General features: G+C 71.6%; 25 protein-coding genes and 1 tRNA gene. 13 read left to right on the top strand and 13 right to left on the bottom strand.

What is annotated here, in order from left to right:
- Nucleotides 1-64: 64 nt before the first annotated feature.
- Nucleotides 65-415: a DUF1844 domain-containing protein gene (locus DEJ05_RS10330; protein WP_027466553.1), complete on the top strand. Its 351-nt coding sequence runs from the start codon at nucleotides 65-67 to the stop codon at nucleotides 413-415.
- 75 nt (nucleotides 416-490) lie between these two features.
- Here the strand turns inward: DEJ05_RS10330 and DEJ05_RS10325 are convergent, their stop codons facing one another.
- On the bottom strand, nucleotides 491-1,804 hold the full coding sequence (locus DEJ05_RS10325; protein ID WP_220037016.1) for a phosphotransferase: 1,314 nt from the start codon (nucleotides 1,802-1,804) through the stop codon (nucleotides 491-493).
- Nucleotides 1,805-1,931: 127 nt separating this feature from the next.
- Here DEJ05_RS10325 and DEJ05_RS10320 point away from each other — a divergent pair, with 127 nt between their 5' ends.
- The 4 genes from DEJ05_RS10320 (at nucleotide 1,932) to DEJ05_RS10305 (ending at nucleotide 7,222) form a co-directional block, all read left to right on the top strand.
- On the top strand, nucleotides 1,932-3,404 hold the full coding sequence (locus DEJ05_RS10320) for a CHAD domain-containing protein (RefSeq protein WP_111110361.1): 1,473 nt from the start codon (nucleotides 1,932-1,934) through the stop codon (nucleotides 3,402-3,404).
- A 20-nt stretch (nucleotides 3,405-3,424) separates the two neighbouring features.
- Nucleotides 3,425-3,880, top strand: a complete 456-nt coding sequence (locus tag DEJ05_RS10315) for a MaoC/PaaZ C-terminal domain-containing protein (RefSeq protein ID WP_027466555.1) — start codon at nucleotides 3,425-3,427, stop codon at nucleotides 3,878-3,880.
- A 90-nt stretch (nucleotides 3,881-3,970) separates the two neighbouring features.
- A complete protein-coding gene (locus DEJ05_RS10310; RefSeq protein WP_111110360.1) occupies nucleotides 3,971-5,851 on the top strand; it encodes a glycoside hydrolase family 2 protein in 1,881 nt (626 codons plus the stop codon).
- 150 nt (nucleotides 5,852-6,001) lie between these two features.
- On the top strand, nucleotides 6,002-7,222 hold the full coding sequence (locus DEJ05_RS10305; RefSeq protein ID WP_181440701.1) for a hypothetical protein: 1,221 nt from the start codon (nucleotides 6,002-6,004) through the stop codon (nucleotides 7,220-7,222).
- Between the two features lie 105 nt (nucleotides 7,223-7,327).
- On the opposite strand, the gene DEJ05_RS10300 is transcribed toward DEJ05_RS10305, so the two are convergent.
- Nucleotides 7,328-8,386, bottom strand: a complete 1,059-nt coding sequence (locus DEJ05_RS10300) for an amidase domain-containing protein (RefSeq protein WP_181440700.1) — start codon at nucleotides 8,384-8,386, stop codon at nucleotides 7,328-7,330.
- A gap of 105 nt (nucleotides 8,387-8,491) precedes the next feature.
- Here DEJ05_RS10300 and DEJ05_RS10295 point away from each other — a divergent pair, with 105 nt between their 5' ends.
- Complete coding sequence (locus DEJ05_RS10295; RefSeq protein ID WP_071405149.1) at nucleotides 8,492-8,875, top strand: hypothetical protein; 384 nt, start codon at nucleotides 8,492-8,494, stop codon at nucleotides 8,873-8,875.
- Between the two features lie 156 nt (nucleotides 8,876-9,031).
- Here the strand turns inward: DEJ05_RS10295 and DEJ05_RS10290 are convergent, their stop codons facing one another.
- From DEJ05_RS10290 to galU, 5 genes are all read right to left on the bottom strand, one after another.
- On the bottom strand, nucleotides 9,032-10,909 hold the full coding sequence (locus DEJ05_RS10290; RefSeq protein WP_111110358.1) for a hypothetical protein: 1,878 nt from the start codon (nucleotides 10,907-10,909) through the stop codon (nucleotides 9,032-9,034).
- 197 nt (nucleotides 10,910-11,106) lie between these two features.
- Nucleotides 11,107-11,182, bottom strand: a tRNA-Ala gene (locus tag DEJ05_RS10285).
- Between the two features lie 73 nt (nucleotides 11,183-11,255).
- Nucleotides 11,256-12,404 carry a hypothetical protein gene (locus tag DEJ05_RS10280; protein ID WP_111110357.1) on the bottom strand — a complete coding sequence of 383 codons (1,149 nt, stop codon included), beginning with the start codon at nucleotides 12,402-12,404 and terminating at the stop codon, nucleotides 11,256-11,258.
- A 118-nt stretch (nucleotides 12,405-12,522) separates the two neighbouring features.
- A complete protein-coding gene (locus DEJ05_RS10275) occupies nucleotides 12,523-13,182 on the bottom strand; it encodes a GNAT family N-acetyltransferase (protein WP_017887986.1) in 660 nt (219 codons plus the stop codon).
- Nucleotides 13,183-13,269: 87 nt separating this feature from the next.
- Complete coding sequence (gene galU, locus DEJ05_RS10270; RefSeq protein ID WP_027466560.1) at nucleotides 13,270-14,160, bottom strand: UTP--glucose-1-phosphate uridylyltransferase GalU; 891 nt, start codon at nucleotides 14,158-14,160, stop codon at nucleotides 13,270-13,272.
- Nucleotides 14,161-14,274: 114 nt separating this feature from the next.
- On the opposite strand from galU, the gene DEJ05_RS10265 reads away from it, so the two are divergent.
- From DEJ05_RS10265 to mscL, 3 genes are all read left to right on the top strand, one after another.
- Nucleotides 14,275-14,859 (top strand): 5-formyltetrahydrofolate cyclo-ligase, encoded by a 585-nt coding sequence (locus tag DEJ05_RS10265; RefSeq protein ID WP_111024332.1) that lies wholly within the window; start codon nucleotides 14,275-14,277, stop codon nucleotides 14,857-14,859.
- A gap of 1 nt (nucleotide 14,860) precedes the next feature.
- Nucleotides 14,861-15,151, top strand: coding sequence for an FmdB family zinc ribbon protein (locus DEJ05_RS10260; protein ID WP_027466562.1), 291 nt, complete (start codon nucleotides 14,861-14,863; stop codon nucleotides 15,149-15,151).
- A 77-nt stretch (nucleotides 15,152-15,228) separates the two neighbouring features.
- Nucleotides 15,229-15,723, top strand: coding sequence for a large conductance mechanosensitive channel protein MscL (mscL, locus tag DEJ05_RS10255; protein ID WP_111110356.1), 495 nt, complete (start codon nucleotides 15,229-15,231; stop codon nucleotides 15,721-15,723).
- 98 nt (nucleotides 15,724-15,821) lie between these two features.
- Here mscL and DEJ05_RS10250 read toward each other — a convergent pair whose 3' ends face one another.
- Together DEJ05_RS10250 and DEJ05_RS10240 are read right to left on the bottom strand one after the other, a co-directional pair.
- The gene (locus tag DEJ05_RS10250) at nucleotides 15,822-16,406 is read right to left on the bottom strand and encodes a CDP-alcohol phosphatidyltransferase family protein (protein ID WP_051596961.1); all 585 of its coding nucleotides are present in this window, start codon (nucleotides 16,404-16,406) and stop codon (nucleotides 15,822-15,824) included.
- A 355-nt stretch (nucleotides 16,407-16,761) separates the two neighbouring features.
- Nucleotides 16,762-20,589, bottom strand: coding sequence for an ATP-binding protein (locus DEJ05_RS10240; RefSeq protein ID WP_111038986.1), 3,828 nt, complete (start codon nucleotides 20,587-20,589; stop codon nucleotides 16,762-16,764).
- A gap of 185 nt (nucleotides 20,590-20,774) precedes the next feature.
- Between DEJ05_RS10240 and DEJ05_RS10235 the strand changes: the two genes are divergently transcribed.
- The 3 genes from DEJ05_RS10235 to DEJ05_RS10225 all read left to right on the top strand — a co-directional run bounded on the left by DEJ05_RS10235 (nucleotide 20,775) and on the right by DEJ05_RS10225 (nucleotide 23,185).
- On the top strand, nucleotides 20,775-21,647 hold the full coding sequence (locus tag DEJ05_RS10235; RefSeq protein ID WP_017887994.1) for a CoA ester lyase: 873 nt from the start codon (nucleotides 20,775-20,777) through the stop codon (nucleotides 21,645-21,647).
- A 10-nt stretch (nucleotides 21,648-21,657) separates the two neighbouring features.
- Nucleotides 21,658-22,125, top strand: a complete 468-nt coding sequence (locus DEJ05_RS10230) for a DUF6264 family protein (protein WP_111110354.1) — start codon at nucleotides 21,658-21,660, stop codon at nucleotides 22,123-22,125.
- 181 nt (nucleotides 22,126-22,306) lie between these two features.
- The gene (locus DEJ05_RS10225) at nucleotides 22,307-23,185 is read left to right on the top strand and encodes an aldo/keto reductase (RefSeq protein ID WP_071244093.1); all 879 of its coding nucleotides are present in this window, start codon (nucleotides 22,307-22,309) and stop codon (nucleotides 23,183-23,185) included.
- Nucleotides 23,186-23,279: 94 nt separating this feature from the next.
- On the opposite strand, the gene DEJ05_RS10220 is transcribed toward DEJ05_RS10225, so the two are convergent.
- Entirely contained in the window at nucleotides 23,280-23,768 is a 489-nt protein-coding gene (locus DEJ05_RS10220) for a hypothetical protein (protein WP_111110353.1), read from the bottom strand.
- Nucleotides 23,768-24,175, bottom strand: a complete 408-nt coding sequence (locus DEJ05_RS10215; protein WP_071404030.1) for a hypothetical protein — start codon at nucleotides 24,173-24,175, stop codon at nucleotides 23,768-23,770. The genes DEJ05_RS10220 and DEJ05_RS10215 overlap by 1 nt, the downstream gene beginning before the upstream one ends.
- A 148-nt stretch (nucleotides 24,176-24,323) precedes the next feature.
- Here DEJ05_RS10215 and DEJ05_RS10210 point away from each other — a divergent pair, with 148 nt between their 5' ends.
- Nucleotides 24,324-25,289: an NAD(P)H-quinone oxidoreductase gene (locus tag DEJ05_RS10210; protein ID WP_111092770.1), complete on the top strand. Its 966-nt coding sequence runs from the start codon at nucleotides 24,324-24,326 to the stop codon at nucleotides 25,287-25,289.
- On the opposite strand, the gene DEJ05_RS10205 is transcribed toward DEJ05_RS10210, so the two are convergent.
- Entirely contained in the window at nucleotides 25,286-26,062 is a 777-nt protein-coding gene (locus DEJ05_RS10205; protein WP_071404032.1) for an amino acid ABC transporter ATP-binding protein, read from the bottom strand. The two genes, DEJ05_RS10210 and DEJ05_RS10205, sit on opposite strands and share 4 nt — an antisense overlap.
- Nucleotides 26,059-26,937, bottom strand: a complete 879-nt coding sequence (locus DEJ05_RS10200; protein ID WP_071404033.1) for an amino acid ABC transporter permease — start codon at nucleotides 26,935-26,937, stop codon at nucleotides 26,059-26,061. The genes DEJ05_RS10205 and DEJ05_RS10200 overlap by 4 nt, the downstream gene beginning before the upstream one ends.

Genomic DNA, 26,937 nt, shown 5'->3' with positions numbered 1-26,937 from the left:
ATGTCAAGGGAACTGACGGCACACGGACAGCATCTGCCGCGAGCAAGCCTAGCAGAGGAGCACCGTGAGCGACACCCCGATCGACGACACCGGCATCGACGCCGCCAGGGACATCGCGGAGGTGCCGGCGGTCGAACTCATCAACACCGTTGCGGTGCACCTGCTCAGTGCCGCGGCCGTCAAGGTCGGCCTGGCAGACGACCCGCAGGAACAGACCGACCTGGACGAGGCGCGGAAGCTCATCACCGCGCTGGCCGGCCTCGTCACCGCAGCCGCGACCGAGATCGGCGACCACCACGCACGTCCGCTCCGCGACGGACTCCGGTCGCTGCAGCTCGCCTTCCGCGAGGCGTCGGCGATCCCGGACCCGATCGGTGCCGGACCAGGCGAGAAGTACACGGGTCCCGTCAACTAGACGACGTCACCCGGTGACGGACGGGAGGCCCGTGGCGGTGTCGCCACGGGCCTCCCGTCCGTTCGTGGGTCGCGGTCAGGACCCGCTGTCGCCGACCAGGCGCGCGACGGCCGCGAGCGGGATGCCGACCCAGTCGGGTCGGTTGCGGGTCTCGTAGACGACCTCGTAGACCGCCTTGTCGAGTTCGAAGGCGTCGAGCAGCGCGCCGTGGGCGGTGAGGTCCGCGCCGGTGCCCCGCTGGTAGCCCTCGAGGAAGCGTGCCCGCGCCTCGGCCGCCCAGGCGGCCGCGTCGACCGGTTCGGCGTCGTGCGCCAGCGCACCCGCGACGTAGTCGAACGAGCGGAGCATGCCCGCGACGTCGCGAAGGGTGACGTCCGGCAGCGAGCGTTCGTCGAGGGGGCGGAGCGGCTCGCCCTCGAAGTCCAGGAAGACCCACCCGCGAGGGTCCGGTGCCGACAGGACCTGTCCGAGGTGCAGGTCACCGTGGATGCGCTGCAGGTCCGGCCACGTCGCGTCGGCGGCACGGGCGTAGACCGCGCGGATGGCGTCGGCGTGGTTGGCAACGGCCGGGGCCTCGCGGGCGGCTGTGTCGAGTCGGGCGTGCATCGTCGCGACGGCGGCGTCCCGCCGGGGCGCGTCGGCCGGTTCCGTCGGCAGCGCTCCGGCGAGGGTGCGGTGCACGTCGGCGAGCGCGGTGCCGAGCTGCTCGGCGCGGTCACCGAACGGCGTGCCGGCCTGCGCCTCCTGCAGGGCGACGCGCCAGGCGTCGTCGAGCCCGGGGAGGAACTCCTGGGCGAAGGCGAGGTGCCCCGTCGCCGTGCCGTCCGGGCGTCCGACGTCGGGCCAGTCGGCGCGGAGGGCGCCGTAGACCCGCGGCACGCGCATGCTGCCCGCCGCCGTGAGCGCGAGCTGCGTGGTCACGTCGGGGTTGTCGCCGTGGTGCAGCACGCGGAAGACCTTGATGATGACGCGGTCGCCGGACTCGGTGTCGCAGATGACCGACGTGTTGGACTGCTCACCCGTCAGGACGCGGGCGGTGGTGACCCGACCGATCGGGCTGAGGCTGTCCGGTGCCGCGTCGATGCGAGCGGCGAGTGCCGACACCCACGCGAGATCGGTGGTGGCGTCGACGACCGTGCCGTCGGGGCCGCTGGTGATCGGCGACTGGTAGAGGACGGGGACCGTGGGTGCCTCGTCGAGCACCAGCCGGGTTCCGTCGTCGGTCGAGATCGTCCGGAGGCGTGGCACGGACCCCTTCGAGGCGTACCAGCGGCGGTCGGCGATCCAGGACTCGAGGTCGCGGTCGCTCGGCGTGCTGGTGTCGGGGGCGCTGGTGTCTGCGCTCGTGTCTGCGCGGGTGTCGGGGGCGCTGGGTGCTCCGTCGCTCATGCAGCGGAACCTACGCGCCGGGGCCTGGCGAGGTGCCGAGTCCCCCACAGGACGGGCCGGGTAGGACTCCGTCCACAGAACCCCGTTGCCCCGATCTGACACGGGTGCGTCGGACGACACTTGCGGCATGCCCCGATCCGCTGCCGCTCCTGCCTCCGCCGCTGACGCTGCACGTGCGCTCCCCGACCCCCGCCGGACCTGGCGGATCCTCGACGACCGCAGGCTCCCCGCGCTCGAGCCGTTCGCCGCCGACGTCCGCCGCCACGAAGCGGTGACGGTGCGCGAGACGGTGTGGGACTCCGACGACCGGGTGCTCGCCACCGAGGGTGTCGTGCTCACACGCTCGCCGGACGACACCTGGACGATCGACCGGGGTGCCCACGGGGTCGGTCCGGAACCGCTCGACGCTGCGTCCGACGATCCCCCACGCGACGCCGTCGAGGTGTTCCTGCGTGGTCGTCCACTGCGGACCGTCCTGGTCCGTGACACCACCACGACGCTCGTGACCCTCCGCGGCAGGGACGGCCGGGTGCGGGCCGAGGTCGCCGACGTGCGCGTGGACGACGGCGACCCGGACACCACCGTGCTGCGGTCGTCGCGGTGGTGGGCCCTGACGGACGACGGACGCGACGGCGCCACGGAACGAGCGGCCGAACGAGCGCTGCACGACGCGGCGACGGACCCGGTGGACGTTTCGTCGGTACCGCTCCCCCGAGGCCCGGAGCCGGCGCCGGAACGCCGACGCGGCCGAGCGAAGCGCCCCCGGTCGGACACCGCCGCCGGGTTCGTCCTCCGGGTGCTCGATGTCCTGCGGAGTGACCTCGTCGCGGTGGATCCCCGGGTACGGGCCGACGAGCCCGAAGCCGTGCACGACCTGCGGAAGGTGCTGCGCCGCCTGCGGAGTGTGCTCGCGGCGTTCCGCGGCGCGCTCGACCGTCAGGCGACCGAGGACCTCCGTGCCACCCTGGCCGAGACCGGACGGTTCGCCGGGACCGCTCGCGACGCCGAGGTGCTGCACGCCGGCCTGTCCCGGTCGGCGGCAGACGCCCCCGACGGGTACGTGGACACCGAGACCCTGGACCGCATCGGTGCCGAGACCGCGGAACGTCGCAGCGTCACCGCTGCTGAACTCCGGCGAGCGCTGCGCTCCGACGCCTGGTTCCGGACACTCGATGCCCTCGACGACCTGCTGCTGCGGGCACCGGCCGGCCCGCACGCGGACGACGACGCGGCCACGTTCGCCACCAGGCGCATCCGGCACGAGCGGGTACGCGTCGGTCGGCTGCTGGGTGATCCCAGCGATGACCTCGACACCCTGCACGAGGTCCGGAAGGCCGCGCGCCGGTTGCGCTACGCACTGCAGGCGGCCGGTGACGTGCCCGACGTCGGGAAGCGCCGGCTCGGTCGACTGCGACGGGTGCAGGAGACCCTCGGCGAGACGCTCGACGCCGCACACGCCGCCGATGCGTACCGACGGCTGGCAGCCGTGGCAGCGCAGCACGGCGAGGACACGTTCGGGTACGGCGTCCTGGCGACGACCGAGCAGGCGGCCAGCACGCAGGGCCTGCGCCGATCGCGGAAGCTGCTCGCGCGGCTCTGACCGGGTGCGAGAATCGGGCCGTGCCGCACTACTTCGAGGACCTCGCTGCCGGACAGACCTTCACCACGCCGGGGCGCACCATCACCGAGGCGGACGTGGTGTCGTTCGCCTCGTGGACGAACGACAACAACCAGGTGCACACGGACGTCGAGTTCGCGGGGAAGACCCGGTACGGGCAGCGGATCGTGCACGGGCTGCTCGGCACCTCGCTGTGCCTCGGGCTCATCGCGCGCACGGGCGTCTTCGAGGGGTCCGCGGTGGCACTGCTCGGGATCGACCAGTGGCGGTTCACCGAGCCCGTGTTCATCGGCGACACCGTGACCTGCACCGTCGAGGTCCTCGGCACCCGGCTGACGAGCTCGGGAACGACCGGGATCGTCGAACGAGCGGTGGCCCTGCGGAACCAGCACGGCGTGGTCGTCCAGCAGGGACGGATGGACGTCATGGTGCTCACGCGCGACGCCGCGATCGACTGAGCGACCGCTCGACGAGCGCCCTGCGGAACCTGCTCCGCGCAATCCCGACTCCCTCTTTACAACGATGTACCAGCACGGGAGCATGGACGCATGAGCACGCTCGACGGCATCGTGGCCGCACCTGACTCCGCTTCCGCCCCCGGCCTCCCCGTCGCTTCGCGGCAGGACGGCACGTACCCCCGGCCGCAGATGCTCCGCACCGCCTGGGCCGACCTCGACGGCACGTGGTCGTTCCGGAACGACGGCGACGACGAGGCCTGGCGCACCGGCTTCACCGACGCCCGCGACATCGTCGTCCCGTTCCCGCCGGAGTCCCCGGCCTCGGGCATCGACGAGCCGGGATTCCACCCGGTGGTCTGGTACTCCCGCGCGATCACCCGCTCGGAGCTCGACGCCGCCGGTTTCGGCACCGGCGCGCCCCGGCTCGTGCTGCACTTCGGTGCCGTCGACCACCGTGCCCGCGTCTGGATCGACGGGCAGTTCATCGGTGGACACGAGGGCGGCCACACCCCGTTCTCCTTCGACGTCACCGAGGCGCTGACCACGGACCCCGACGCCGTGCACACCCTGGTGGTCCGCGCCGAGGACGACCCGCACGACCTGACCCAGCCGCGCGGCAAGCAGGACTGGCACGAGGACCCGCACGCGATCTGGTACCGCCGGACCACCGGGATCTGGCAGACGGTCTGGCTCGAGGCCGTGCCGACCGCCTCGATCGCTTCCCTGCGCTGGACGAACGTCGACCACGCGACCATGCGGCTGACGGTCCGGCTCGACGGTCACCGCACCGGCCGCGAGCGCCTGCGCGTCGAGGCCCGCTGGGACGACCGCGACGAGCACCTCGCCACGATCGAGACCACCGTCGGCGAGACCGGGGACGAGTTCGACGTGGTCGTACCGATCGCGCGGCAGACGAACGGACAGGCCGAGGACGAGCTGCACTGGACGCCGGACACGCCCCGGCTGATCGACGCCACGGTCACGCTGCTGCCGCGCTCCGGCAACGGCACGACGGTGGGCACGGGCGCGCTCGACGCCGTCGCCAGCTACTTCGGGATCCGGACGGTCGGGGTCGACGGCGGCGCGTTCCTGCTCAACGGCCGACGCCATGACGTCCGCAGCGTCCTGAACCAGGGCTACTGGCCCGAGTCGCACATCGCCGCTCCGTCCCGCCAGGCACTCCGCCGCGAGGTCGAACTCATCAAGGAGCTCGGCTTCAACGCGGCCCGCAACCACCAGAAGATCGAGGACCCCCGGTTCCTGTACTGGGCCGACCGGCTCGGACTCATGGTGTGGGGCGAGGCCCCCGGCGCCTACGCGTTCTCCCCCCGAGCCGTGCAACGTCTGATGCGCGAGTGGATGGACGCCGTCGAGCGTGACGCCTCGCACCCGTCGATCGTCACGTGGGTGCCCGCCAACGAGAGCTGGGGTGTGCAGCACATCGCCACCGACCCGGCCCAGCAGGCCTACGCGCGGGCCCTCGCCGACGTCACGCGGGCGTTGGACCCGACGCGTCCGGTGATCTCCAACGACGGGTGGGAGCACACGAACTCCGACATCGTCACGATCCACGACTACGAGGGCGACGGACCCCGGCTCGCGGCCACCTACGCGGACGAGACCGCACGGACCCGACTCCTCGGTGGCATCGGCCCGGCGGACCGCCGCATCCTCGTCGGCGGCGCCGAGGACCTGGGCCAGCCGGTCATGCTCACCGAGTTCGGCGGCGTGAACTACCAGCCCGGCGTCCAGCGCGAGGACGGCTGGGGGTACACGTCGGCCACTGACGGCGACGACTGGGTCGCTCGGATCACCGCGCTGTACGACGCGATCCGCGCGAGCTCGTTCCTCGCCGGGTCCTGCTACACGCAGCTCACCGACACCATGCAGGAGACGAACGGCCTGCTCAACGCAGACCGCTCCCCGAAGGTCCCGATCGAGCAGATCCGTCGCGCGGTCACGGGGCGCTAGCCGGGAGGCCCGCACTTCGTGAGCAGGAATGGTCGGGTCCGGCAGGCGGACCCGACCATTCCTGCTCACGATGCACACGGGTTGCCTCGCGCCGGGCAGGTGGCGGCCCGCGATGCGGGGCGCGGCCTGCGATCTGGGAGGATCGGGCGGGTGACGAGCGTGGCGGAAGCGAGCCGGGCCTCCAGGCGGGGGTTCCGCAGCCTGCTGACCGGACGGCGCAGCGCCTGGACCGCGCCACTGCTGATCTGGGCGGCCTCGCGGGTGGTCAGCACGGTGCTGCTGGCGACCGTGTACCTGCTGGCGACCGCGAACGGCTGGCCGTTCGCCTCGTACCGACAGGACCCCTCGTTCTTCACGTTCTCGGGCTCGTGGGACGCCTCGTTCTACCGGACCATCGCCGAGCACGGGTACCCGGCGATGCTGCCGGTCGACGACTCCGGGCACGTCCTGCCGAACGCGTGGGCGTTCCTGCCGGTGTTCCCCGCGGTGGTGCGGGTCGTGATGACGCTGACCGGCGCCTCGTTCTGGATCGCCGGGGTCGTGGTGGCGTCGATCGCCGGAGCGGGCGCCTGCGTGCTGCTGTACCGGCTGGTGCTCGCCGTCGGCTGCTCGCACCGGGCCCGCTGGGCGACGGCCCTGTTCGCGTTCGCGCCGACTGGGTTCCTGCTGCAGGTCGCCTACGCGGAGAGCCTGCTGCTCGTGCTGCTGTTCGGTGCCCTGCTCGCCCTGGTCCGGCGTCGGTACTGGCTGATCGCGCCGCTCGGTGTCGTGGCGGCGTTCACGAAGCCCGGGGTCCTCGCGCTGGCGCTGGCACTGGCCGTGCACCTGGTCCTGCGGTGGGTGGCCTGGCGCCGGCAGCAGGACGCGTTCCCGTGGCGGGACCGGATCGCGATCGTGGTGACCGGACTCGTCGTCGCGGCTGCGGGTCTGGCGTGGCCCGTCATCGCGACGGCCGTGACCGGGCGACCGAACGCGTACCTGGACACCGAGCTGTCGTGGTGGGTGGGGTTCGTCGGGCGGCAGCACTTCGCGCCGCTGACACCGTGGTTCACGATGGCGTCGACGTGGCTCGGGCCGCTCGGCATCGTGCTCGTCGTGGTGGTGCTCGCCGGCGCCGTGTGGTTCTTCTCACGCAGGAGCACCAGGGCACTGGGCCCCGACGTGCTCGCGTTCACGGCGTCCTACGGGCTGTACCTGGTGGCGGTGTTCCTGCCGCAGCAGTCGTTGCCGCGGTTGCTCATGCCGATGGCGCCGTTGCTCGGATCGGACGTGTTCGTGGGGACGCGGCGGCGGGCGGTGGCGTGGCTGGTCGTCGGGGTGTGCCTGCAGCCGGTCGCGATCGTGCTGCTGTGGTTCCTCGGCTACCCGTGAGCGGTGCTGTCCGTCGGCGCTGCAAAACACCGGTGTTCGCCGGTTGAACACGCGCAGACCGCGGTGCGACGCGCGAACACCGGTGTCTTGCGGGCCGCGACAGCGCTACGCGTCGAACGTGTGGAACCAGGCCGATCCGCCGGGGTGCTGCACCGTGATCATCTCGTCGAGGTCGCGGTAGGGGCCGTCCTGGTTGTGGCTCGCCGACTTGATGCGGATGGTGCCGTCGGACTCGGTGAAGACCTCGGACACGATGGTCGTGTGGTCCGGTGAGCCGTTGGCGTTCCAGTCGAAGAACACGATGTCGCCGACCTGCACCTTGTCGCGCTCGTCCGACGAACGCCGGGTGAGTCCGAACTCGGCCGCGTTGGTCTCGAGCCACGGGTCCATCGTCGGGCAGTAGGTCCACGTCGCGCTGTGCTCGGCCCCGGCCGCCCGGTTGTACCAGTCGGACCGCTGTTCCCACCCGCGGGCGATGAGCGTCTGGCTGACGTAGTTCGCGCAGTCGCCGCCGATCGGGTTCATCGTGCCGTACTCGGCGAGGTTGTAGTCCTTCCAGTACCGCATCGCGTAGGCGAGCTGCCGGTCGACGTCGGTCAGTGCGGCGTAGGCCAGGGTGGTCGAGGCGACCGCGCTGCCCGCAGCGGGCGTCGCGGCGGCGGTCGGGGTCGGCGTGGTCGTCGCGGTGTCCTGGGTGGCGCCGCTCTGCCCGTCGTTCGCGGCGCTGCCGTTGCCGTCAGAGGACTGGTTCGCCGACGCAGTGGGCTCGATCACCGCGGTGAAGAGCGCGACGTCGGCGTCACCGGCGGTGTACATCGCCTGGTGCGGGGCCGTGAAGGTCACCTTCGACGCGGTCGCTGTGACGTCGCGCGCAGCGACACCGCCGACGGTGACACCCTTGACGGCGGCGAGTCCGGTCCCCGTCACGGTGATCGTGACGCCACCGGCGAGCGGGACCTGCGCTGGAGTGACGGCCTTCGCGACGGGCTTCGCCGTCGGGGTGGACGTCGCGTCCGCACCCCCGGAGCTCCCGCGCCCGCCGCCCGAACCCTTGCCCGAGTCGCCGCCCTTGTCGCTGCCGGAGGAGCACGCCGCGACGGCGAGCCCGATCCCGGCGACGCCGGCGAGGGACAGGAGTGCGCGGCGGTTCATCGAGGCAGTCATGACACGACCAGCGTAAGCGACACTTCCGTCGTTCCGACACGGCATGATCGTCTTCGGGGGCGAGCGTCCTCCGTGTCCCAGCGGACCCGTTCGGAAGGAACACACATGCCCGAGAGCCACGACTTCTTCGTCGCCACCGACCCCGAGACCGCCCGTGCCCAGGTGCGTGAGGCGCTGTCCCGCGAGGGCTACACCGTCGACGACGCCGAGCAGGGGGCACTCCGTGCGACCCGCGGCAGCCTCGGCCTGACGCTCCTCATCGGCGGCATGGCGAACGACCGCACGTTCCACACCCGCCTCGACGTGCAGATCATGATCGCCCCGGACGGCCGCACGGTCGCCCGACTGCTGCGCGGCTCGGGCAAGTCCGCGATCAAGGGTGGAGCGCTCGGCATCTCCCGCGGCAACCGTGCCTTCGAGCAGGCCGCGAACGCGATCCACACCACCTTCGCGCAGTCCGGCGTGCTGACGGAGAGCATCGCCGGCTGACACGTCGACGCCGGGCGCGGGTCCGACGTGACCCTCGGACGGACGGGAGGCCCGGTGCCAGCTGGCACCGGGCCTCCCGTCCGTCCGTGACTCGCGCTCGCCGTCAGGATGCGCGCCGATCCGCTCGCGAACCGTCGCAGATCGCGTGCCCCTGCGTCAGCTGCAGGACCAGTCGCGGTCGATCGCGGTCGAGCCGAACGGCGTCACGTACTGCGTCATCCTGATGGGTCCACCGAGCAGACGAGCGCCGGAGCAGGCCGCCTGAGCCTGGTCGAGACGGGCTGCACCGAGCGCGATCCAGCTCGGCAGCGGCCGCAGCGGACTCGATGCCGGGACGGTCCCCATGATCTTGTTGAACTGGTACGAGGTCGAGTAGACCCCGATCTGGGTCACTCCCGCGTCCTGCAGGGCCTTCGTCATGCCCTCGAGCGCAGCACGGTTCTGCCCGGCGTCCGAGGTGACGTACGACAGTCCGGTCTCGACGTCGAGCCACCAGCGGTACTGACCAGGATTGGTGACTCCGCGGGTGTTGGCTGCTTCGTAGGCGCGGGCGTACCCGTACATGTACGAGCACGCTGCCGTCGTCTTCCAGGTCGACTGCGCACCGGACTGCGGTGTGCAGGTGCCGTACGCCGTGGGCACAGCGACTGTCTGGCCGTTCGGCGCGAGGTTCGACGTCGGCCAGACCGAGGCTGCCCGTGCCCCGGGGTTCGTGAAGAGCGAGTAGACCTGCGTCGTCGGCTGGGCGGTGCCCCCGGCGGAGGCCGCGGCCCAGCCGAGCTGCTGTTGCAAGCAGGGGTTCGTCGTGTTGGCCCGTTCACCGTTCACGCCGACGACCCCGAACGACTGGTCGCTGGGGACGGTCTTGCCGCACTGCGGCCAGGAGATGTCCACGCCGGTCCCCGAACCCGTCGATCCATCCAGGAAGTACCCGACGACGTCGACGTAGACCGTTGCAGTCCCGCCGGACACCTTCGCCTGCACCTGTCCTCCGGCTGCGAGCGGCGCGATCAAGGCGTTCCCGATCGTCTGACCCTTGGCGTAGACCTGCGTCGGCACGCTCGAGGCCAGGCCCGCGCCGACGACGCGGAGTGATCCGCCGGCGCTTCCCTTGCCGACCTTCGCGTTGATGACCGCAGCGGTCGCATTGCGCGGGACACCTGCGGTGCCGGCGACGGTGACCTTCTTCGCGGTGGTCCCGGCAGCGACGGTCGCAGCTCGGACCGGGTGCGCGGGGACGAAGACCGAACCGTCGGCGTTCGGCGCGTAGTACCCGACCACGTCGGCGAGCACCCGTGCGGATCCGGAGGAGACTCGCGCCTGCACGGCGCCCCCGGAGAGCCTGACCGTGGTCGTGTTGGCGACGGTGATGCCCTTCTCGTACATCAACGAGACGACCCCGGCGTTGTTGCCGGACGGGGTGATCCGCAGCCGACCACTCGTTGCGGGGCGGGAGACGTCGGTCTGGAGCACCACTGCGGTGGCGTTCGCCGGGACACCCGCCTTCCCCGCGACCACGATCTTCTTCGCCGCGGTGGACACCGTTCCGTTCAGCACGTTCGTCGGCGCCAGCGGCGTGTACGTGGAACCGGATGCACTCGTGCCGTACCACCCCGCAACGTCGAGCGAAACGGTGGCCTTGCCCGCGGACACCTTCACCTGGGCCTTGCCCGAGGTGAGGCCGACCGTGGTCGTGCCGGAGATCGGCTGCCCCCGGCGGAAGTTCTGGATCGCGGGGCTCGCCGTGCTGCCGGCAGGGGCAACACTGACGTACCCGGCGGCGCTCGGGGCGTTCACCGTCGCGGTGAGCACGACAGCCGTGGCCGAAGCGGGGATGCCGTTCCTGCCGCCGAGGGTGACCGTCGTCGCGGTGCTCGTCGCGGTGCCGGACCAGGCTCGTGCCGGTGCGACGGGGGTGAACCGGCCGGTCGTCGGGGCCGCTGCCGATGCCGGCGCGACCGGCCCGACGACGGCGAGCCCGGCGGCGACGGCGAGCACCGTGCCGATCGATGCGATGGCGGTCCTGAAGCGCACGTGTTCCCCCGTTTCCCGCGCCGGTCGGCGCACGGGGAGTCTAGGGCGGTGCGTTGGACAACACACCACCCCTGTCCGTGAACTGTGTCGAACGATCCACCTGACTCGGCCCGTGGAGGACGATCCACTCGACACGACCGCCAACGACAGAACGGCCCGGAACCTGTGGGTTCCGGGCCGTTCTCGTGGTCGCTACCTGGTGGAGCTAAGGGGATTCGAACCCCTGACCTTCTCATTGCGAACGAGACGCGCTACCAACTGCGCCATAGCCCCAAGTGCTCGACCACACTAGCACCCTCGTTCGGCCCAGCCGAAATCGCAGGTGGCCCTTCGGGCGTGCCGCGGGTCAGACCGCGCGGCGCCGTCGCATGATCGCGTCGAGGTCGGCCTGCTGGTAGGCGTCGTCGTCGAGGACACCCATGCCGGCCCACTTGCTCGGCGGCCCGGCAGGCTCGTCGGCGGGAGCAGGAGCGGCAGGAGCAGGAGCGGCAGGAGCAGGAGCGCCAGGAGTAGGAGCGCCAGGAGCAACGCCGGCCGACGCAGCAGGGGCGGCGGGGGCCCGGAGCCCGAGCCGTTCGGCCAGACGCCCCTGGTCGTGCGCGGACAGCGAGGCCGCAGCCTCTTCCAGTTCGGGTCGCATCCGCGACACCCGCGCCAGCGACGGGTCGGATTCGCCGGCGCGGATCGCGGCAGCTTCGGCCTCGGCTTCCGCCTTGGCCGCGGCGACGCGCTCCTTCAGGCGGGCAGCGAGTTCCGCCGACGACTCGGGCGAGGCGACCGGAGCAGCCGGCCGCTCCACGTAGAGGGGCTTCGGCACGTGGTTCGGGGTCCAGGAGCGGTCTGCTGCGGGCTCAGCAGGCTGCTCGGTCGACAGGGGCGGCGCCGGGTCCGTCCAGGCGGTGGCCGGCCGGGAGGCGCGGGTCGCGCCCGTCTCGGCGGCCGCGAGACGCTGCTTCCGCGCCGTCGCCACCTGGTGCAGCTGGGCCAGGACCGCTGCGGACCCACCGGCGGCGACGAGTCCGGCGACACGGACGAGCCAGAGCGACGGTGCCGCGACGAAGACCACGAGGGCGATGACGACGCCGAGCGTGCCGAACAGGGTCGCCCCGAGCCGGGAACGGCGCATGCGCATCGCGGTCAGGGCCGGCACGGCGGACGCCCGCTCGAGCACCGGAGCCTGCTCGGCCAGGCGGCGGGTGATCTCACGCTGCCGCGCGGCTTCGTGGGCTCGGACGATGGCGGTGCGCTTGGCCTCTTCGGACCGGGCGACGCGCTGCGCCTGGGCGAGGGACTTCGCGTTCATCTCGATGCGGACCTCGTCCGGCAGCTCGGCGGTCTGCGCGAGGATCCGGAGGGTCTGCTGCAGCCGGATGGCGTTCCGCTCGGTGGCCAGGTACTGGCGGCGGGCGGCCCACGACGGCATCAGGTAGACGAGCCAGAGGACGGCCGCGACGAGCAGGACGATGCCGCCACCCCACGAGCCGATTCCTGCCATGCGAACACGGTAGGGGCGGCGGTTCCCGCGCCGCGTCATTGCCGGACGCGTGTTGCGCGTGTCGGGGCGGAATCCGTGGGAGGCGAGCCGCGCCTCCAGGCCCGTCAGACGTGGGGCGTCAGATGCGGGGCGTCGTGTCCAGCGGCATCGCCGCCTCGTCGCGTGCGGCGAGCGGAACGGTCCCCACACCGGGCGGCACCTGTCCCTGGACCCAGCGCTCGAGGACGCCCCCGCGGACCTCTTCCGCCACCAGCGCGAAGCAGAAGTGGTCGCGCCAGTCCCCGTTGATGTGGATGTACCGGCGACGGAGTCCCTCGTACCGGAAGCCGAGCTTCTCGACGACGCGCAGGCTCGGGGCGTTCTCCGGCCGGATGCAGATCTCGATCCGGTGCACGCCGAGCGAGCGGAAGCAGTGGTCGACGGCGAGGGCGACCGAGATCGGCGTCACGTTGTGGCCGGCGGCGTCCTCGACGACCCAGTAGCCGATGGAGGCACTCGCGAGCGAGCCGTAGGAGATGCCGGAGACGTTGAGCTGCCCGACGAAGCGGCCGTCGAGCTCCATCGCGAACGGGAGTCCGAGTCCCGCGCGGGCGTTGGCCTGGAGCGCGCGGATGCTGCCCCGGACGTCGGTGGAGACGTGTCCGGAGGGGTTCGTGGCCTCCCAGGTGCGGAGCCACGAACGGTTCGTCGCGAGTGCCGCGTCGAGGTCGCGGGTGTCGCGGAGCCGGAGGGGCCGGATGGTGACCCGCCCGTGGGACAGGGTCGGGATCGTCGTCATCGCTGGGTTCCTCCGGGGTCCCGCCCCGGTGCGGGACGGGGTGTCCCGCCCGGGTCCGTGATCACCGGACCCGAGCGGGATGGCCGACTATTCGCCCGCGTTGAACTCCTTCAGCCACGACTTGAGGTCGGGGCCGAGGTCATCGCGGTCCGAGGCGAGCTGCACGATCGCCTTGATGTAGTCGAGTTTGTCACCCGTGTCGTACCGGCGTCCACGGAACACGACGCCGTACACGCCGCCGGTCCACTCTTCGGCGCTCGCCATCTTCATGAGCGCGTCGGTCAGCTGGATCTCGCCGCCCTTGCCCGGCTCCTGCTTCTCGAGGACGTCGAAGACCTCGGGACGGATGACGTAGCGGCCGATGATGGCCAGGTTCGAGGGCGCTTCGCCCTGCGGGGGCTTCTCGACGAGGCCGGTGATCTTCACCACGTCGTCGGTGTCGGTCGGCTCGACCGTGGCGATGCCGTACAGGTGCGTCTGCGACTCGGGGACCTCGAGCAGGGCCACGATCGTGGCGTTCTTCTCGCCCTGGACCTCGATCATGCGCTGGAGCAGCGGGTCACGAGCGTCGATGATGTCGTCACCGAGGAGCACGGCGAACGGCTCGCGGCCGACGTGCATCTTCGCGCGGAGCACCGCGTGGCCGAGGCCGAGCGGGTCACCCTGTCGCACGTAGTGCATGTCGGCGAGGTCCGTCGACTGGTTCACCTTCTGCAGCTTCTCGTGGTCGCCCTTCTTGCGGAGGGTCTCCTCGAGCTCCGACACGTGGTCGAAGTGGTTCTCGAGCGCGTTCTTGTTGCGCCCGGTGATCATCAGCACGTCGGTCAGCCCGGCACCGACAGCCTCTTCCACCACGTACTGGATGGCCGGCTTGTCGACGACGGGGAGCATCTCCTTCGGCATCGCCTTGGTCGCGGGGAGGAAGCGGGTACCCAGCCCTGCGGCCGGGATCACCGCCTTCGAAATCTGGAAGCCCATGCTCAGACCGTATCCGATCCCCCTTTCGAGGGCATGTCGTCGCTCCGGGGGACACGGGACACCGCGTGTTCCCGGCGGGAAGCCGCAACCGTGCCCCTCGGTAGACTCCTGCGCATGATCGCCGATCTCGGGAACGAGAAGCGCGCCCTGCGAGCCGAACTCCGGCAGCGGCGGCGCACCCGGACCACGACCGAACGCGACGCGGACACCGAGACCCTGACCGCGACCCTGCAGCGCTTCGTCGAGGAGCGCCAGGTGACGTCCCTCGCCCTGTACCTGTCCGCACCGGACGAGCCGAACGTGCGGCCGTTCCTGAACTGGGCGTTCGGGCAGGGCATCCGCGTGCTGCTGCCGATCACCCGCGAGGACGGGCTGCTCGACTGGGCCGTCGGCGACGGCGAGAGCGAGACCGAGAGCCTGCTCGGCCTGCCCGAGGTCGTCGGCGAGGTCCTGTCCCCGCTCGCGATCAACGACGTCGACGCGATCCTCGCCCCGGCGGCGGCGGTCGGGCACGACGGCGTCCGCATGGGCTGGGGGCGCGGCTACTACGACAAGACCCTCGGGTCCATGGCGAACCGTCCGCCCGTCTATGCTGTGATCTTCGACGCGGAGTACCTCGACGAGGTCCCGCGCGAACCCCACGACGAACCCGTTGACGGCATCATCACGCCGTCGCGCATCATCACGTTCCGGAGCTGACGTGCCCACCTACTCGTACCGTTGCACCGAGTGCGACAACGCGTTCGACATCAAGCAGTCCTTCTCCGACGCCACCCTGACGGAGTGCCCGGTCTGCGGCGGCGTCCTGCGGAAGGTGTTCTCCCCGGTCGGCGTGACCTTCAACGGCGGCGGCTTCTACCGCACCGACTCGCGCCCGGCCCCGAAGTCCGAGGGCTCGTCGAGCACCCCCGCGAAGTCCGAGCCGAAGAAGTCCGAGCCGGCGAAGAAGGCCGAGTCGAAGCCCAGCGGCTCGAAGCCCGCCGCGTCCTGACGCAGTCTGCGCTCTCCGGATAGGTTGGGGCGCGTCGCCACTCGGCGGCCGTCCTCGACCCGGAAGGAGACCCTCGCATGAAGGGCTTCAAGGAGTTCCTGCTCCGCGGCAACGTCATCGACCTGGCCGTCGCAGTCGTCATCGGTGGTGCGTTCACCGCGATCGTCAACGCGATCGTCAACGCCGTGATCAATCCGGCAATCGGCGCGGTCTTCAACGCGTCCAGCCTGGACAAGGCGCTGCCCGTCGTCATCCCGACCGTGTCCGGCGGGAACGCGACGATGTACTTCGGTGCGGTCATCGGCGCGGTGATCAACTTCGTGATCGTCGCCGCGGTCGTGTACTTCGCGCTCGTCGTGCCCGTCAACCACCTGAAGAAGGTGGCGTTCGAGCGCGTCAAGAACGACGAGGAGCAGACCCCGCAGGACGTCCCCCCGACCGACGTCGAGGTGCTGCTCGAGATCCGCGACCTGCTCCGCCCGCAGACCGGCGGCGCGACCAGCACGGGCGCGCACATCGCCCCGTCGAACGCTCCCGAGGGGCCCGGCATCGGCGGTTCGACGAAGCTCTAGCCCAGGCGCCTTCGCAAGACACCGGTGTTCCCGCTCTGCACACCCGCAAACCGCGGTGCGCAGCGTGAACACCGGTGTTTTGCGGAGAGGGCGGCCCGTCAGGCGGCGGGGACCGCGCGGCGCTTCGCGAACATCGCGACGGCGTACTGGGCGCCGGCGAGCACGTGCCCCGCGGTGCCGAGGTACACGAACACCAGGGCCACGACCCGGACCCACGGCGCGTTCTCGTCGACGGTGTGCACCGCGGAGAACAGCAGCACCGGCAGCCCGACGAACAGCAGGGCCGAGCGGATCTTGCCCGTCCACGTGACGTCCAGGTCCGGGTTGCCGTGGAACAGCACGCTCGACAGGACGACGAGCACCAGGTCGACGAGCACGACGACGGCCACCACCCACCAGGGCAGCAGGCCGACGAGCACCAGGGACAGCACGATCGCGATGATGGCCAGGCGGTCGGCGACGGGGTCGATGGCCTTGCCGAGCTTGGATCCCTGGTCGAACTTGCGGGCGATGAAGCCGTCCGCCCAGTCGCTCACGCCGATCACGACGAGGGCGACGAGCGCCCACCCCGGGTGGCCGGCGACGACGAGGCCGATGAACACCGGGATCAGCACGAGGCGGAACAGCGTGATCAGGTTCGGCCAGGTCTGCCAGTCGGGGCGCTGCCGCGCGGTGTCAGTCATCACGGGCCAGGCTACCGGTTACCAGTGCGGGGGGACGTCGCGCCGGAGCTGGTCGTCGTTCTCACCGTCGCGGTGCCGCGCCGGTTCCGGTGGCGGCGTCGGGTCGTAGCCCGCCACCGGCTGGGTGGTGACGCGTCTGCGGCGCCGCACCGGGCCTCCCGGCTGGTCCGCCGTCTCGCCTCCGTCAGCGGCGGGACGGACGGGAGGCGCGGCTGACGACGCGTCGTCGACCCGCGTCCACGTGCCCACCAGCTGGTCCGACTCCGGCGTCACCGGACCGGCGGGCCGCGAGGCCCGGCGGCTCATCGGCGCGCGGGGCCGATGCCGGGCACGACGGGATGGAGATCCTGCGTGCTCATCGGCGGGCGGGGATCGGCGGTATCGAGATCTCCTGCGTGGCACCGCGGTCGACCCCGAGCACGGACGCGACGGTGTCGGCGACGCGGTCCGGGTCGGAGAACAGCTGGAACGCGTGCACGCGCACGTAGTGCCAGCCGAGTCGGCGGAGGACCTCGGGGCGCAGGCGCAGGGACTCGCGCAGCGATCCCTTGACGAGCGACGCATCGGTCTCGATCGTGACGCAGACCCCGCCGTGCGCGGCGACGAGGCCGAGCTTGCCGCGGTGTCCGAGCGCCACCGGGATGCCACGCATCTCGAGGCGCCGGGCCAGGTCGACGAGCAGCGGGTCGGAGTCGTCCGGCACGTACTCAGCGGTGGTGCGGGCACGCACCTCGGCCAGGATCTCGGCGAGGGCGACGGTGCCGTGGCCCATGCGCTCGGCCTCGATGTCCGACGGCTGGAAGCAGGTGACGATGACCATCGACCGACGGGCGCGGGTCATGGCGACGGCCAGCAGCCGCTCGCCGCCGGGCTTGCCGAGCGGACCGAAGTCGCGCAGCACGCGGCCGTGCGGGGTGCGGCCGTAGCCGATGGAGAACACGACGCGGTCGCGGCTCTGCGCCACCGACTGCTCGAGCGTCGCCACGATGAACGGCTCGGCACGGTCGCCGATGACGAACTCGGTCAGGTCCTTGTGCCCCTGGGCGGCGGTCAGCACGGCCTGCTCGACACGCACGGCGTGCTTCGCCGACGCGGTGATGACCATGAGGGACTCGGTCGGACGGGTGCGGGCGTGGTCGATGACGAGGCGGACCACGCGGTCCACCTCGGCGTCGACGCTCTCGACGGCACCGGACTCGGGGTCCGGGACGGCCTTGCCGTCGCTGACGTAGTCGAGCGCGATCGAGCCGTGGCCGAGGAACGAGCCGGCCCACGGCAGGGACTCGATCTTGCCGCCGTAGAAGCGACGGTTCACGAGCTCGGCCAGGTCCTCGCCGCCGGCGCGGTACGACCGCGACAGCGACAGGGTCGGCAGCAGGGTGGACAGCTTCGCCAGGGCGGAGTCGGCGTGGAACGCGTCGAGCGTGCCCTCGTCGACCTGCAGCGCCCGGTGCTCGGGGTCCACGGCGATGCGGAACGGCGACGGCGTCTGGGTGACCGGGTCGCCGAACACGACGGTCTGCCGGGCACGTCGGACGGCACCGACGGTCTCGGCGATCGTCACGGCGCCGGCGTCGACCAGGATCACGGTGTCGAACGGCATCGTGTCGGCGATCTGCGGCACCTCGTACGGGCTGGCGAGCCAGACGGGTGCGATCGACCGGGACAGGTGCGGTGCGGAGTCCTGCAGCAGGCGCGAGGTGATCGCGCCGTCGCGGAGCTGGGTCTTGAGCGCGGTCGCTTCTTCGGGCCAGTCGACGAGACCGACCTTCCAGTTCTCGGCGAGCTGCCACGCCAGGCCCTGGGAGACCCCGGCCGCGTGGGCGTCGTCCACCAGGCGGAAGTCGGCCTCGACCCGGTCGAGCATGTCGGTGTTCGCGCCGAGCAGCGCCCGGTCGGACTCGAGCATGGTCTCGAGGGCGGACTGCCACCAGGCGAGCTCGAGCTCGGCCGGCACCTGCACGTCCGGCACGTGCCGGTTCGCCAGGTCGGTGATGAGCGGTTCGAGCTGCAGGTCGCGCAGGGTCTGCATCAGCTCGGTGCGCTCCTGCAGGTTGTGCAGGACGTCGGACTCGGCGGCGAGCTCGGCGATGGTCGGGACGAGCTGGTCGACCGGGGTGTTCGCGAGCTGGCGGTCACGCTCGGTGCGACCCAGCGGCTCGTCGAGGCGCGCGAGGTCCTCGGCGACGTTCGAGAACAGCACCTGGACGTCGGCGATGCCCGTGGGCACCTCGGGGTTCACGCCGGCGGCGACGTAGCGCTGCCAGAGCACCCGCTGCTGCTGGACGCGGGTCAGGGCCTCGTGCAGGTCGGACACGTGCACGCCCGGGCGGACGTACTCGCGGGCGAGCTTCTTGAGCCGGCGACGGTTCGTCGACGACATCGGGGCGCCCTCGCCGCGGGGGGCGGTGGCGGCCACGAGCTCGGACACCGAGCGGTCGAAGACCACCGGCAGGAAGCGGTCGAGCGTGTCGCGGATCTCGGTGAGCAGGCGCAGGTAGATGCCGAGCTCGTTGATGGTCGTGAACTGGCGCATGTGCGTCGAGCTCACCAGGTCGTGGGCGCGGCGGAGCAGGGTCGGCAGGCCGTCGGCGTCGAGGTCCTTCGCGATGCGGTGCGCACGCTGGGCGCCGTCGCTCGAACCGAACTTCGCGCCGTACCAGGGCGAGTCGTCGGGGCCGTAGCGGAACTCACCGAGGTTCGCGGCGCTGACCATCGTCTCGGCGACGCGCGAACGGCCCTCGACCATCGAGGCGACGGACTGCTTCGACAGGCGTGCGGTGGTCGACGGGGCGACGGGCAGCAGCGACAGGCGCGACAGCTCCACCAGGCAGTCGAGCACCGAGACGCCGAAGTCGGGGTCCTTGCGGGTGAGCGAACCGCGGTAGTCCTTGAGCACCTTGCGCAGCCGGACCAGGGCGTCGTCGACCTCGCGGAGGTTCGGACGCGCCGCCTTCTCGTTCCGGGCGATCGCACGGACGACGTCACGGCGCAGGGTCGACGGCGTGACCGCGACCCCGGGCAGCTGGACCTCGCCGAAGCGAGCGGCGATGCCCCGCAGGGTGGCGCGGCGCGGGCTCACGACGAGCACGCGCTTGTTCGCGGCGACCAGGCCACCCAGGGCGTTCACGATCGTCTGGGTGCCACCGGTGCCGGGCAGGGTCTTCACGACGATGGAGTTGCCGGCCGTGATCTGCGCGATCACGTTCTCCTGCTCGTCGTCGGCGTCGAGCAGGAGCGTGTCGGTCTCCGGGCTGCGCTCGTCCGACGGGGTCTGCTCGACCGGGTGGTAGGACTGCTCGACCTGCCACTTCGCGCTCGGGTTACCGGCGAGGGCGTCGAGCACGGGGTGCGACAGGTCGCCGGTGTCCTCGACCATGCCGGTCGCGACCTCGGCGAAGGTGGACACCACGAGGCGTGCGTGCACCGAGAAGCCGGGGATGTGCGCGGTCAGGCCACGCAGGCGGTCGATGACGGGGTTCGGCGTGAACGAGCCGTCCTGCTGCGCGAGGGCCACGAAGGACTGCGCGTCGAGGATGACCCCGAACTGCTCGTGCAGCGCGTCGGCGAGGCCCGGGTTGAGCACCGGTTCGCCGAGCAGGCGCACCTCGAAGTCGCGTCCGTGCCGGCGGATCGCCAGGGGACGCAGGAGCACCGGGCCGCGGAACTGCTCGTCGCCGTGCTTCCAGTCGGCCATGCCGATGCCGAGCTTCACGGCGTCGATGCCGCGCACGGTGGCGAGCTCGGTGCCCTTCGCCTCGACGTGTCCGGCGGCCACGCGGGCGGCACGGAGCGCCACCTCGTCGCGGATCAGGCTGGACAGCAGGGTCGTCTTGCCGGTGATGAACTGCGCGAGACCGCCCGGGTGGGTGGTCGAGAGCTCGATGCGGGCGCGCGGGTGGTCGCTGAAGTGCGTGAGCGGGCTCGTGCCGCCGACACCGGTCAGCTGGGTGCGCCAGCCGTCCCACGTCGGTTCGGCCGCGTTGCCGGCCTGCAACCGCGGGTCGCCGAGGCTGATCGCCTGCGGGCTCGTCATCTGCAGCTCCGGGCGGAGCGTGCGGTCCGGCTCGTCGTCGGTCCGTTCCTGGTCCACGTCCTGCTGCTCGTCTCGATCGTCGTCGGGGCGCGCGCGGGCACCCTCGACGGGGACGTCGTCGTTCACGTCGTCCTCACCGTCGGTCACCCTGTCCGCTCGCCACACATCCGACACTGTAGGCGGAACCGGACGGCCTCTCTGGCAATGAACCGAGGTTTCGGGGTTTCCGCACGGACGTGACCGCCGTCCGGCCCGACGTGCGCCACCGTCCGACCCGACGTGCGGCGCGCCCGATCCGACGGCAGCCCCGTTCGGTGTGGTACCAACGGGGCATGGCCATCGACGACCGCACCGCTCCGTCCGCCCCCACGCCGAACCGGCGTCGATCGGTCCCCGCCGAGATCTCACGGTCGTGGCTGCTGGTCTCCGGCACCGCCACCGACCGGTTCGACAAGTCCCAGCGCTCCCGCGCCGACCAGATCATCCTGGACATCGAGGACGCCGTCGACCCCGCCGCGAAGCCCTCGGCCCGGCAGGGCGTCGCCGCCTGGCTGGCCGGCGGTGGCGAGGCCTGGGTGCGCATCAACGACGTCACGACGGACTTCTGGGCGGACGACGTCGAGGAGCTCCGCGGCCTGCCCGGGCTGCAGGGTGTCATGCTCGCCAAGACCGAGTCCCCCGCCCAGGTGACCGACACGTGGCACCGGCTCGGCGGCCAGACGCCGGTGATCGCCCTGGTCGAGTCGGCCCTGGGCATCGAGGAGTCCGTGTCGATCGCCAAGGCGCAGGGCGCGTTCCGCCTGGCCTTCGGTTCCGGCGACTACCGCCGCGACACCGGGACCAGCGCCGACACGCTCGCGATGGCGTACCCGCGGTCGAAGCTGGTCGTCGCCTCGCGCGTCGGCGACCTGCCGGGCCCGATCGACGGCCCCACGGTCGGGTCGTCGCACCCGATCCTCCGCGAGCAGTCGCAGGTGGCCGTGTCGCTCGGCCTCACCGGCAAGCTCTGCCTGGACACCGAGCAGCTCCCCGTCATCAACGAGGTCATCTCCCCCACCCCGACCGACGTCGCCTGGGCGCAGGACTTCCTCGACGACTTCGAGGCCCGCGGCCGGGTCATCCGCGACGGTTCCGACCTGCCGCGGCTCGGTCGGGCGCAGAAGATCCAGCGGCTCGCACAGGCGTTCGGGGTCGAGGCGCGGTAGGACTGCACGCATGACCTGGTCCAACGTCCCCGGCCCTCCGCCGCAGTCCTCCTCCGGTCCCACGGACGCGCAGCGCGTGGCGTGGGAGCACGGTGGCACCACGCTGTTCCCGCCGGCGAAGCTCGCCGACCGGATCTCGACGGTGCTGCTCCTGGTGTTCGGTGCCGTCATGACCGCGATCACGGCGGTCGTCGGCATCGTCGCGATCGCCTCGGCCACGGCGGAGTGCGACGCCTCGTCGGGCTGCACGCCCGGCGGGTACTTCGGTGGCGCGGCCATCGCGGTCGGTGGCGCCTTCGTCATCGGGGTCGCCACGATCGTGCTGTCGATCGGCGCGTGGATCCGGCGGAAGCCGTCGTGGTGGATCGCGGCGATCGGCTTCGTGCTCGCGATCGTCGTCATCGTGTGGGGCGGGGTCGTCTTCGCGAACGCCGTCGACAGCGGTTCCGCCTCGTCGTCGGTGTCCGCCAGCGCCTGACCGACACCACGCTTCCGACAGGACACGCGTCGATCGACGCGTGTCCTGTCCGAGAACGCGTGTGCGTTCCGGCCTGGAGGCGCGAAGGCGGGGCCGCCACGCGCCTCCAGTCCGCCTGTCGGTCACGGCCACGGCGTGACCACCTGGGCGTGCGAGCGCACCCCCGGCGCATGCTGGGCCGATGAAGCAACGAGTCATCGGAGACGTGTCCGTCAGTGCCATCGGTCTGGGCGGGATGCCCATGTCGATCGAGGGCCGACCGGACGAGCGTCAGTCCATCGCCACGATCCACGCAGCGCTCGAGAACGGTGTCACGCTCATCGACACCGCCGACGCGTACCACCTGGGCGGCCACGACGAGGTGGGGCACAACGAGGAGCTCATCGCGCGGGCCGTCCGGGAGTTCCACGACGACACCTCGGACGTCCTCATCGCGACGAAGGGCGGACACCTGCGCCCCGAAGCCGGCAACTGGGCACAGAACGGGCACCCGGAGTACCTGAAGGAGGCGGCGAAGGCCTCGGCGAAGCGGCTCGGCGTCGAGCAGATCGGCCTGTACCAGTTCCACCGCCCCGACCCGGCAGTGCCGTACGCCGACTCGATCGGGGCGCTCGCCGAGCTGCTCGACGAGGGCGTCATCCGGATGGCGGGCATCTCGAACGCCGACCCGGACCAGATCCGCACCGCGAACGAGGTCCTCGGCGGACGCCTGGCGTCGGTGCAGAACCAGTACTCGCCGAAGTTCCGGTCGAGTGAGCCGGAACTCGAGCTGTGCGACGAGCTCGGCATCGCGTTCCTGCCGTGGAGCCCCCTCGGTGGCATCGGGAGCGCGGCGGACCTCGGCACGGCGTTCGAGGACTTCGCGTACATCGCCCGGGACCGCGGGGTCACCCCGCAGGTCATCGCCCTGGCGTGGGAGCTGCAGAAGAGCGACGTCGTCGTGCCGATCCCCGGTGCGTCGCGGCCGCAGTCGATCCTGAACTCGATCACGGCGCCGACCGTGCGGCTGCGGCCGGAGGACGTCGCACGCCTCGACGCCTCGCAGCCCGCGGCCGTCTGACGCCCGTTCGCCCGACGGGGGGAAGCACGACGCCCCGCCGCTCCTGGTCCAGGAGCGGCGGGGCGTCGTCGTGCGTGGCCGGGCGTGCGCCCGCTCAGCTCTTGGCGGGGCAGACCGCCGAGACCTGGTCGAGCGTGGTCTGCACCTCGGACTGGGCCTTCGTGACCTCGGTGGAGTCCTCGGCCGCGCCGGAGCGGATGGCCGAGCTGTAGCCCTTGGCCGCGCCGGAGAAGTCCTCGAACGTGTCGCGCACCTGGTCGTTCGAGACCTTCGTCAGCGCCGAGTCGATGCGCTGGACGAACTCGTCGACGAGCGCCGCACGGGACTTCGGCTCGGCCGGGGCAGAGCTGGAACCCTGCTCCTTGAGGAACGACGCGAGTTCGTTCTCGAGCAGCGAGCAGGCTTCCTGCTTGGTCTGGGCGGGTGCCGCTGCGGCGGTCTTCGAGGCCGACGGTGCGCTGGACGAGCCCGAGTCGCCCCCGGAAGAGCCGCCGTCGGACGAACCGCCGTCGCCGCCCGAGCAGCCGGCGAGCAGCGTGAGTGCGAGGCCGGCGGTGGCGAGCGCGGTGAGGGTGCGGCGCATCAGGAGTTGCACTCCTTCTGGAACGCGTTGCCGGCGTCCTGCACCTTGGTGCTGGACTTCGTCAGGGCCGAGACGTCGGCCGACTGCGGGTCGTCGGCGATGTCCTCGATGTCGTCGACCAGGTCGCCGTAGGCCTCTTCGAAGGCGTCGCCCTTGGCCTTCAGGTCGTCGTCCGACAGGTCGTCGACGCCGTCGGAGATCTTCTCGTCGAGCTCCTTGAGCTTCGTGACGGCGGCGTCCGGGTCGGACTGCAGGTTCGCGGCCTCGGACTGGACGCCCTGGGCGGCGGACTTGACGGTCTTCTCGAACTGCGTGCACTGCTCGGCCTTGGACGGCCCGGTCGAGCAACCGGCGAGCAGCGTGAGTGCGAGGCCGGCGGTGGCCAGCGCGATGAGCTTCTTGGGCATGGTGGAGAGTCCCCCTCGATCTGTCCGCACTCCCCCGGATGAGGTGCAGATCCGTCATCGAGCGTACAGGGAACATCCACAGGGAGACCGGCCGGGTTGTGGGCGATCGGCACCCGGCCGGAGGCACGTGGCGCGTACCGTCGAGGGCATGCGAGCCATCACGTTCGACGACGCTTCCATGTCCGTCACCGACCTGCCCGACCCGGAACCCGGTACGGACGAGGTCCTGATCGAGGTCGCCGCTGCCGGCGTCAACAACGCCGACCTGCAGCAGCGCGCCGGGAACTACCCCCCGCCGCCCGGGGCCTCGCAGATCCTCGGGCTCGAGGTCTCCGGCACGGTGCGGGCCGTCGGTGCGGGCGTCACGACCGTGGCGGTGGGTGACCGGGTGTGCGCGCTGCTCTCCGGCGGCGGGTACGCGGCACTCGTCGTCGCGCCGGTCACGCAGGTGCTGCCGGTCCCCGATGGCGTCGACCTGGTCGAGGCGGCCGGCCTGCCCGAGGCCGCCTGCACCGTCTATTCCAACATCGGCATGCTCGCCGGGCTCCGACCGGGGCAGACGCTCCTGGTGCACGGCGGTACCGGCGGCATGGGATCGCACGCGGTGCTGTGGGCGAAGGCCCTCGGTGCGACGGTGATCGCGACGAGCGGCGGCGACCGCAAGGTCGCCGCGTCCCGTGAGCTCGGCGCCGACCTGGTGGTCGACCACCGCACGGAGGACTTCGTGGAGCGCGTCATGGCGTTCACCGACGGTGTCGGCGTCGACGTGGTGCTCGACGTCGTCGGACCGTCCTACCTGGAGCGGAACCTGCAGGCCCTCGCCCCGAACGGGCACATCGCGGTCATCGCCTCGGGCAGCGGCCGCACCGCCGAGCTCGACTTCGGGGTGCTGATGCGGAAGCGCGCGACGATCAGCGGCACGACCCTGCGCGCACGGCCGCTCGCCGAGAAGGCCGCCATCGTCGAGGCGGTCCGCTACAACGTCTGGCCGCTGGTCGCCGACGGCCGGGTGCGCCCGGTCATCGACTCGGTGCTGCCCCTGGCCGAGGTCGAGGAAGCCCACCGCCGCGTGCGCGACGGCGAGGTGATCGGCAAGGTGCTGCTGACGCCCTAGGCGTGCACGCGGGCGAGGAACTCGACGAGCGCCGGGTGCTGCGGGTGGTCGAGGACGTCGGCGGGGGAACCCTGCTCGACGACCTCGCCGCGGTGCAGGAACACGATCCGGTCGGCGACGTTCCGCGCGAAGTGCATCTCGTGCGTCGTCATCAGGATCGTCGAACCCTGCCGCTTCAGCTCGGTGACCAGGTCGAGCACCTCGCCCACGAGCTGCGGGTCGAGGGCGCTCGTGACCTCGTCGAGCAGCAGGAGTTCCGGGTCCGACGCGATCGCCCGGACGATGGCGACGCGCTGCTGCTGCCCGCCGGACAGGCGGTCGGGGTACGCATCGGCGAACGAGGCGAGACCGATCCGGTCGAGCAGCCGGCGCGCGGTGTCCTCGGCCTGGGCCCGTCCGATGCCGTGCACCTGGCGGGACGCGAGCGTGACGTTGTCGAGCACGCTCATGTGCGGGAACAGGTTGAACTGCTGGAACACCACGCCGATGCGTGCCCGCACGGCGTCGACGGCGACGCGCGGATCGGCGATGTCCGTGCCCTGCAGCAGGATCTCGCCGTCGTCGATGCCCTCGAGCAGGTTGACCGTCTTGAGCAGCGTCGACTTGCCGGAGCCCGAGGCCCCGATGACGCAGATGACCTGGTGGCGGTGGACCGTCAGGTCGATCCCGCGCAGGACCTCGTGCTCGCCGAAGGCCTTGCGCAACCCGCGCAGTTCGAGGACCGCGGCGTCCGTACCGGACGCACCACGGGCCTCCAGGCCGGCCTCGCTCATACGGTCCCTCCGATCTGCTCGCGCCGCTGCTGGCGTCGCGCGATCGCGTCCGTGACGCGGATCAGCGGCAGGCTGATCACCACGAACAGCAGCCCGGCGACGAAGTACGGCGTGAAGTTGTAGGTCTCGGCCTGCGCGATCTGGGCGGAGCGGACCGCGTCGACGGCCCCGAGGATCGACACCAGACCGACGTCCTTCTGCATCGACACGAAGTCGTTCATCAGCGCCGGGGTGACCTTGCGGATCGCCTGCGGCAGCACCACGAGCCGCAGCGTCTTGGCGTGCGAGAGTCCGAGCGACCGGGCGGCCAGGCGCTGGGAGGGGTGCACGGCCTCCATGCCGGCGCGGAGCACCTCGGCGATGTAGGACGAGTAGGTCAGGGTGATCGCGATCGTGCCCCAGACCTCGGCGGGGAGCCGCGGGAACACCCCGAGCCCGGGGATGCCGTAGCCGACCAGGTAGAGCACGATGATGAGCGGCAGACCGCGGAACAGGTCCGTGTAGCCGGTCGCGAGCATCCGCAGCGGGAAGAACACCGGGTTGCGCAGGCCGCGGACGACCGCGAGCAGCGTGCCGAACACGGCGACGCCGATGGCGCTGAAGAACAGGATCCGGACGTTCAGCCAGAGGCCCAGCAGGATGTCCGGGAACGTGTCGACCGCGGTCTGCGGGTCGAAGAACGACTGCTGCACCGCTGCCCAGCCGGGGGTGTTCACGACGCCGAAGTACACGACGGCGAGCACGACCAGGGTGGAGACGACCGACACCACGACCGAGCGACGGCCACGCTGGCGGCGGTAGAGCCGACGCTCGAGCTCGACCTGGCTCGGCGCGGGTGCGGCGACCGGGGTGCCGGCCCCTGCTGGCAGGGTCAT

This window comes from Curtobacterium sp. MCLR17_045, assembly GCF_003234405.1.
Classification (GTDB): Bacteria; Actinomycetota; Actinomycetes; order Actinomycetales; family Microbacteriaceae; genus Curtobacterium; species Curtobacterium flaccumfaciens.
The sequence above is the reverse complement of the archived record's forward strand: the minus strand, read 5'-3'. Positions and strand labels throughout refer to the sequence as shown.